This is a genomic window from Vibrio sp. (assembly GCF_038138445.1).
Classification (GTDB): Bacteria; Pseudomonadota; Gammaproteobacteria; order Enterobacterales; family Vibrionaceae; genus Vibrio.
The window spans coordinates 1-7,400 of the sequence record NZ_JAYQDQ010000132.1 but is presented as its reverse complement, the minus strand read 5'-3'; the positions used below and the strand labels follow the sequence as shown (position 1 = coordinate 7,400).

6 protein-coding genes are annotated in these 7,400 nt (G+C 41.3%); 3 read left to right on the top strand and 3 right to left on the bottom strand.

Annotated elements, in window-relative coordinates; genetic code table 11:
- Positions 1 to 94: 94 nt before the first annotated feature.
- Positions 95 to 1,507, bottom strand: a complete 1,413-nt coding sequence (gene pykF, locus AAFM34_RS19725; protein ID WP_341665787.1) for a pyruvate kinase PykF — start codon at positions 1,505 to 1,507, stop codon at positions 95 to 97.
- A 433-nt stretch (positions 1,508 to 1,940) separates the two neighbouring features.
- On the opposite strand from pykF, the gene AAFM34_RS19720 reads away from it, so the two are divergent.
- Together AAFM34_RS19720 and glmS are read left to right on the top strand one after the other, a co-directional pair.
- The gene (locus AAFM34_RS19720) at positions 1,941 to 2,702 is read left to right on the top strand and encodes a DeoR family transcriptional regulator (RefSeq protein WP_341665785.1); all 762 of its coding nucleotides are present in this window, start codon (positions 1,941 to 1,943) and stop codon (positions 2,700 to 2,702) included.
- A 101-nt stretch (positions 2,703 to 2,803) separates the two neighbouring features.
- On the top strand, positions 2,804 to 4,633 hold the full coding sequence (gene glmS, locus AAFM34_RS19715; RefSeq protein WP_341665783.1) for a glutamine--fructose-6-phosphate transaminase (isomerizing): 1,830 nt from the start codon (positions 2,804 to 2,806) through the stop codon (positions 4,631 to 4,633).
- 466 nt (positions 4,634 to 5,099) lie between these two features.
- On the opposite strand, the gene AAFM34_RS19710 is transcribed toward glmS, so the two are convergent.
- Positions 5,100 to 5,318 (bottom strand): hypothetical protein, encoded by a 219-nt coding sequence (locus AAFM34_RS19710; RefSeq protein ID WP_341665781.1) that lies wholly within the window; start codon positions 5,316 to 5,318, stop codon positions 5,100 to 5,102.
- A gap of 17 nt (positions 5,319 to 5,335) precedes the next feature.
- Complete coding sequence (locus AAFM34_RS19705; RefSeq protein ID WP_341665779.1) at positions 5,336 to 5,752, bottom strand: hypothetical protein; 417 nt, start codon at positions 5,750 to 5,752, stop codon at positions 5,336 to 5,338.
- An 899-nt stretch (positions 5,753 to 6,651) separates the two neighbouring features.
- Between AAFM34_RS19705 and AAFM34_RS19700 the strand changes: the two genes are divergently transcribed.
- A partial coding sequence (locus AAFM34_RS19700; RefSeq protein WP_341665777.1) for a site-specific DNA-methyltransferase occupies positions 6,652 to 7,400 on the top strand: 749 nt, incomplete at its 3' end.

Genomic DNA, 7,400 nt, shown 5'->3' with positions numbered 1-7,400 from the left:
GCCGATACCCCAGAAAAAACAATGCCGCTCACCTTAAGTGAACGGCATTAGGGCGATAGCCCCCTTTTAGCGATAATGAGTTTGTAACTAGTGATTACAAAACGTGTACCGATGCTGTATTTGTTGTACCAGATGCGACTAGAGCACCTGAAACCATAACGACAATATCACCTTTGCTGCCTAAGCCAGACTCAAGAGCTAGCTCTTTACCTAGTACATAGAAAGCATCAGTGCTGCTAATTGACTCAACTAATACAGGTCTAACACCTTTAGTTAACACTAACTGAGCAGCAGTTTTGGGATTATTAGTTAAGGCTAGAATGTTCGCAGTTGGGAAGTATTTACGAACTGAACGCGCAGACTTGCCGCCTTCTGTTGCAACAACGATAAGCGGTGCGGCAAGTTTTTCTGCTGTATCCACAGCTCCTTTACATACTGCTTCTGTGATACGAAGACGAGGGCTATCTAAACGAGAACCTAGCTCTGCTTTTAGAGCTGCATCAGTGCGGTTCGCGATTTGAGCCATAATGGTTACTGCTTCAACAGGGTATTTACCTTTGGCTGTTTCACCAGATAGCATCACAGCGTCAGTGCCGTCCATTACCGCGTTTGCAACGTCTCCAGCTTCTGCGCGAGTTGGACGAGGATTGTGGATCATAGAGTCCAGCATTTGAGTTGCGGTAATTACCATCTTACGGGCACGATTACATTTCTCGATCATCATCTTTTGTGCGAAGATCACTTCTTCAGCTGGGATCTCAACGCCTAAATCACCGCGCGCAACCATGATGCCGTCAGATTGCTCAAGAATATCGTCAAAGTTATCGACACCTTCTTGGTTTTCAATCTTAGAAATAATGTGAATATCTTCACCGTCATGCTCGGCTAATACAGCGCGAATTTCTTTGACATCAGAGGCTTTACGAATGAATGATGCCGCAACGAAGTCAACACCTTGCTCGCAGCCAAACTTAAGGTCATTTTTATCTTTTTCAGACAATGCTGGCAGGTTGACAGAAACGCCCGGTAAGTTAACGCCTTTGTTTTCGCCCAGAGCACCATTGTTAAGTACTTTACACTTCACTTCAGTTGCTGTTGTGGCAATGACTTCCATCTCTATCAAGCCATCATCGACCAAGATAGTATTACCTACGCTAAGGTCGGCTGCAAAACCAGAGTAAGTTACCGCGACTTGGTTTTTGTTACCAATGACAGAGGTGTCAGTGGTGAAGGTAAACTCTTGACCTGCGGTTAAGTCAACATCTGCACCATCTTCTAGTTTTATGGTACGGATTTCTGGCCCTTTAGTATCCAGTAGGATAGCCAGCTGTTTACCAGAGTTTTCCATTACTTTACGGAAGTTGGCAATACGAGTGCCATGCTCTTGGTAATCTCCGTGAGAGAAGTTTAGGCGCATGACATTCATACCCGCATTGACTAGCTCAGTGAGTTTCTCTACTGATTCAGTTTTGGGGCCAATCGTACATACGATTTTGGTCTTTTTCATGGAAGATATTCTCCGGTCAGTAATAGTTACAATTTGAAATTTCGTTTATCTGGTTAAAGTCGAGGATGTCTACTTGGCCTAAGTAGCCTTCTAAATATTTAGAGCACATCAATGTTATCGTCGACTATAGAACTGAAAGTCTTTCAACTTGTTTAGTCATTTTATGACCAAACTTCTGTGGTAATACACGCCGAATTCCGCATTACCTCAAAACATATGTGAATCGTCACATAAAACTAACGTTCAATTCTGTAATTTTTTTTCTTTTCGGTGGCGAATTCTACCACTGATTTATTGCAATATCACTGCTTAACAATTGTCTTAGGACAAGCTTTTGGTGCTATTTTTTATTTTTTAGCTAAAAATAAATAGACTTATTTCTTTCGAATTAACTATAATTGGTTTCGATTTGAAACTTAATGATGCAAGTTAAATGTCGAAACGAAATACTCAACTAAGAAGACATGCGATTTCTCACTTGGTGAATGAGCAAGGAGAAGTCAGTGTTGAAGCACTATCTACTCAGTTTGAAACATCTGAAGTAACGATTAGGAAGGACTTGGCCTCTTTAGAAAAAAATGGCCAGCTTCTACGTCGCTATGGTGGCGCAATTGCTTTGCCTAAAGAAGTCGTCAACGATGAGCTAAGCAAGAATGTTTCGATTCGTAAGAATGAGTTAGCACAAGCCGCAGTGAAGTTAATTCGCGATCACAACCGAATTGTTATCGATAGTGGTAGTACGACAGCATCATTAATTAAGCAGCTTGATGGAATGCGTGGCCTTGTTGTGATGACGAATTCATTACACGTGGCTAATGCGCTTAATGAACTAGAAAATGAGCCTACTTTACTGATGACTGGAGGGACTTGGGACTCACATTCTGAGTCTTTTCAAGGACAAGTTGCTGAGTCAGTACTACGATCTTATGACTTTGACCAGTTATTTATTGGTGCAGACGGCGTGGATATCGAGCGTGGTACCACCACATTTAACGAGTTGGTTGGCCTTAGCAAAGTGATGGCTGAGGTGTCTCGTGAAGTGATTGTTATGGTCGAGTCTGAAAAGATTGGCCGGAAAATTCCTAATTTAGAGTTGTCTTGGGATTCTATCGATATCCTCATTACCAACAAAGATTTAGCCCCTGAGTTGAAACTAAATATTGAGTCTCAAGGCGTTAAAGTACTTTGTGCTTAAGAATAACAGGCTAGTGGCGACTTAGCTTAAAGTTTGTCGAGCCTTTAATTATAAAGCCAGCTTGATTGCTGGTTGTCAGAATGAATTAATTGGAGTTACTTATGTGTGGAATCGTCGGTGCAGTAGCACAACGAGATGTAGCAGAAATATTAGTAGAGGGCCTTCGTCGTCTTGAATACCGTGGCTATGATTCAGCGGGTGTAGCAATTGTCGACACAGAGTCGAATCTTACTCGTATTAGAAGGTTAGGAAAAGTTCAAGAGTTGGCTGATGCCGTTAATGAAGCCAAGGTTGTGGGCGGAACGGGTATTGCTCATACCAGATGGGCTACACATGGAGAACCTTCTGAAATAAATGCTCATCCCCACATGTCAGGTGATATCACGGTTGTTCACAATGGTATTATTGAAAACCATGAGGAGCTGCGCGAGCTACTCAAATCTCGTGGTTATCAGTTTGAGTCACAAACGGATACTGAAGTCATTGCTCATTTGGTTGAGTGGGAACTGCGCACAGCAAATACGTTAGTTGAAGCGGTGCAAAACACCGCAAAACAGTTGGAAGGAGCCTACGGTACAGTAGCGATGGATCGCAAAGATCCTTCTCGTATTGTGGTGGCGCGCTCTGGTAGTCCTATTGTGATTGGCTTTGGTGTGGGAGAGAACTTCCTAGCGTCTGACCAGCTCGCACTTTTGAATGTGACTCGCCGCTTCATGTTCCTCGAAGAAGGCGATGTTGCTGAGATCACCCGCCGTGAAGTCAGCGTGTTTAATGCAAGTGGTGAGAGTGTTAAACGGGAAGTAAAAGAAACCGAAGTGTCACATGATACTGGTGATAAAGGTGAATACCGCCACTACATGTTAAAAGAGATACATGAGCAGCCAGTGGCACTTCAACGCACCTTAGAAGGACGCCTTGCTAATGGCCAAGTGGTTGCATCAGCGTTTGGTGATAATGCACATCAGCTTTTAAGCCAAGTTAAACATGTACAAATTATTGCCTGTGGCACCAGTTATCATGCAGGTCTAGTAGCCCGTTACTGGCTTGAGGAATGGGCTGGTGTCTCTTGTAACGTTGAGATTGCCTCAGAGTTTCGCTACAGAAAGTCTCATGTGTTTGAAAATTCTTTGTTGGTCACGATTTCTCAATCTGGTGAGACTGCTGACACACTTGCCGCTCTGCGCCTTGCCAAAGAAATGGGTTATATGGCGAGTCTGACCATTTGTAATGTACCCGGCTCTTCACTAGTACGTGAATCTGATATGGCGTATATGATGAAGGCAGGGGCAGAAATTGGTGTCGCTTCTACTAAAGCTTTCACTGTGCAGCTTGCAGGCTTACTTATGCTTGCGGGTGCTATTGGCCACCACAATGCTATGGGGGCAGAAAAGGAAGCGAAACTGGTTTCGGCACTTCAATCACTGCCAGCTAAACTTGAGCAAACACTGGCGATGGCTGAGTCTATCGAAGCTCTAGCGGAAGATTTTGCCGATAAACATCACTCTTTATTTTTGGGGCGCGGAGAGCAATCAGCAATTGCAATGGAAGGCGCGTTAAAGCTAAAAGAAATTTCTTATATTCATGCTGAAGCTTATGCTGCTGGTGAGCTTAAACACGGACCATTAGCACTTATTGATGCTGAAATGCCTGTTATCGTTGTTGCGCCTAACAACGAGCTGTTGGAGAAGCTTAAATCCAATGTAGAAGAAGTGCGTGCACGTGGCGGTCTGATGTACGTATTTGCGGATGATAAAGCGTCATTTGAAAGTGATGATACGATGAAAGTACTCAACGTGCCTCATTGCGATGAGTTTATTGCTCCAATCGTTTATACCTTGCCACTACAGCTACTTTCGTACTACGTTGCCTTGATCAAAGGTACAGATGTCGATCAGCCACGTAACTTAGCCAAATCAGTGACAGTGGAGTAGGGCATGAATCCTCTCCCGATGTTTGTGTGGGAGAGTAATAAAGAATCATACCAAGTAATAAAGACTCATACTGAGTATTAAAGTATCATACTAAAATGGCAGCGCTCACATAGTTACGCTGCCATTTCCAAATCGAAAATGCCCCGAAATAAGTTTCGCCAGATCACTGTCGGCGGGGTAACTTCACAAGTTTGTATCAGATATTGTAATCGGAAAGTGGCTACCACTATCAGCCCTTACCAATCGCTGCCTGATGGATAGGTGGCAATGCGCATCATATTGCGACGCATGTTTGATTTAGTCGCTTGATAATCTACTGAAATGTAGGGGTTATGTTGATGTGGGTTTAGTTTTAGTGGTGGATTAGGTGGCGATTCTAAAGGGGATCATACGGCAGCTTGCTGCACATAAGCATCAGCTAACAAAGTTAAATTACGAGGTCACAAGAGCTGGCCTCGTCTCATATTTAGTTCTTACGGCGAGATCGCATGTTCTTCCCACACTCGGAAGAACCATGACGCAGGCCATCTGAAACAGCAGTTTTTGTGTTTTCCATAGCAAGTGCATAACCAAATGCTGTGCCTTTATCAAAGCCTGATGCGAAACCTATATCATGGGCTTTTTGAAGCGTATCAGCCAGCCATGAGTTAAAGTCGACTTTTTGAGAGTGTGTTGAATCGTTCATTATTGACCTCGTAAAAATTAAATCTTTTTATTTAGTACGTTTGATACATAAGTTTGAGAACAGTTGTAGCTTTCCGCTATTTCTTTCTGAGTGAAACCTTGAGCCTTGAGTGACTCCATGTTATCTCTGCAGCTACTCGCGTCTAATGAGCCGTGTGAGTGTTGTGCTAGCCTATCCACAACAGATTTCATTTGGGCACGCGCATTTGTTAATTGAGCTAAAGCAGCAGTCATTTCTTGCTGAGTTGTACCACCAACACTCTCAAAGTGATTAAGCATTGTTTTACTCAATGTTTCAGTCGCTTTCTTAGTGTTTATATGCGCAGCTTTGGCTGTTGCATACGTGTTACGATCAATGGTCTGTTTTTGTTCTTGTTCTGCAACGTATGAGCTTGTCACTTGTTGTTGAGTGTTACTTGGATCAAATGGAGACATTTGTATCTACCTACTTTCAGATTTTTATTTCATGCCAATACCCTATGCCTTAATTTAGAGGGAATCAAGCCTTTAAAATATTATTTCCACTGCATCTATTATTAAATTATTGATTTTATTGACTAAAATTTTCCTGAAAATAAGGAAAATATTTTCACTAGCAGTTGCTAGCTAACAAGTATTTAAGAGTGATTCCCAACGCATGGCGTTTTTCATTGTATCTTTGAGTGCGGTGTTTATGGTGGTATGGTTGAATTTCGTGGTGGCGTTGCTCATACCTTAATGCGATGTGAGAACTTCTGGCCCGTGATATGTGTGTTTTCGATACTAAAAGTAATCCGTGATTTACTAATTTAGCTAAACCTATAACACGTTTATGTGGATGCCCAAGACAACCAGTATGATACTTTATTACTCAGTTGTAGCGTGACTCAGACTTTGTAGTAGGAATTAGTATGAATCTTTATTTCTGGGTGAGTATCATTTAAAACGGTACAAACAGGGTTACTTGACTGCTTAGTATGAAACTTTATTCCTCTCCTACAGTTTGTGTGAGAGAGTAATAAAGTATCATACCAAGTAATAAAGTGTCATACTAAGTATTAAAGTATCATACTAGAATGGCGGCGTTCATATCGGCACGCTGTCATTTGTTAATCGGAAATACCTCGAAATCACTTAAACCAAGTCCCCAGCAAAACTTAGGGGCTTGTATTTATCCTATTCAATTTAATCTGACTTTAAGAGGGCTAGGCAATGCTACTTTTGTGTAAGAGGTTGCAAGTGTACTTTTAGTGCAGGAAGGGACCATTTTAACATAATGATTTTCATCTCATTGTCTAGTATAATCCGCCAAATTTTTCAAACTTGTCTTTTGGCATAAAAATAAAGAAAACAAAATGTTACCTATCATAAGAATTCTAACTAACGCCCTACAATCAGATGAAAGACTTGTTATAGACGGCAAGCTTGCTAAGAACAAAATCGTTGAACTGGCTTTGAACCTTGATCCTTCTCTACTGAAACTGCTCTTGTCTGATGAGCAGTTGAAAGGTCATTTCTTCCAAGATGTTGATGGTATGTTGATTTTCGACAAAGTGGCTTTTCAACGTTTTGTAAACAACAAATCATTCCTTCCTGACAGTTTCACTCAGTTCAAAAACAAGATTGGTCTTTCTGTAGACAGTCACTACCTAAATGAATCTGGTGATGTAGTTTTATCTTGGCCGTACAAAGACTGTGTTCTTGAAGGTGGTCAAACTAAAGAAGAACAGAAAAGAAGTGAAATATTTTGGAATGAAACTCTTGCACCAGAGCAAGTAGATACTCTTCTTGCGCCAAAAGCACTACAGAACTTTATCAAGTATGAAACAGGTGGTGAAAATAGAGATTTTCAGTTGCAAAGAAATGATAATTTAATCATAAAAGGTAACAACCTATTAGCTTTGCATACTTTGAAAAATAAGTTTATGGGAGCTATTAATCTTATCTATATTGACCCGCCATACAACACAGAAAATGATGGTTTTCAATATAATGATAAATTTAACCATTCAACTTGGTTGACTTTTATGAAAAACAGATTAGAAGTGGCATGTACTGGTCAAGTCCAACAGGACACTTTTTTTAGAGAGTTTTCGAACTCTAT

What these genes read in the sequence shown, in the direction of transcription:
- pykF (WP_341665787.1), bottom strand. Translation starts at nt 1,507, where the DNA reads ATGAAAAAGACCAAAATCGTATGTACGATTGGCCCCAAAACTGAATCA.
- AAFM34_RS19720 (WP_341665785.1), top strand. Translation starts at nt 1,941, where the DNA reads ATGTCGAAACGAAATACTCAACTAAGAAGACATGCGATTTCTCACTTG.
- glmS (WP_341665783.1), top strand. Translation starts at nt 2,804, where the DNA reads ATGTGTGGAATCGTCGGTGCAGTAGCACAACGAGATGTAGCAGAAATA.
- AAFM34_RS19710 (WP_341665781.1), bottom strand. Translation starts at nt 5,318, where the DNA reads ATGAACGATTCAACACACTCTCAAAAAGTCGACTTTAACTCATGGCTG.
- AAFM34_RS19705 (WP_341665779.1), bottom strand. Translation starts at nt 5,752, where the DNA reads ATGTCTCCATTTGATCCAAGTAACACTCAACAACAAGTGACAAGCTCA.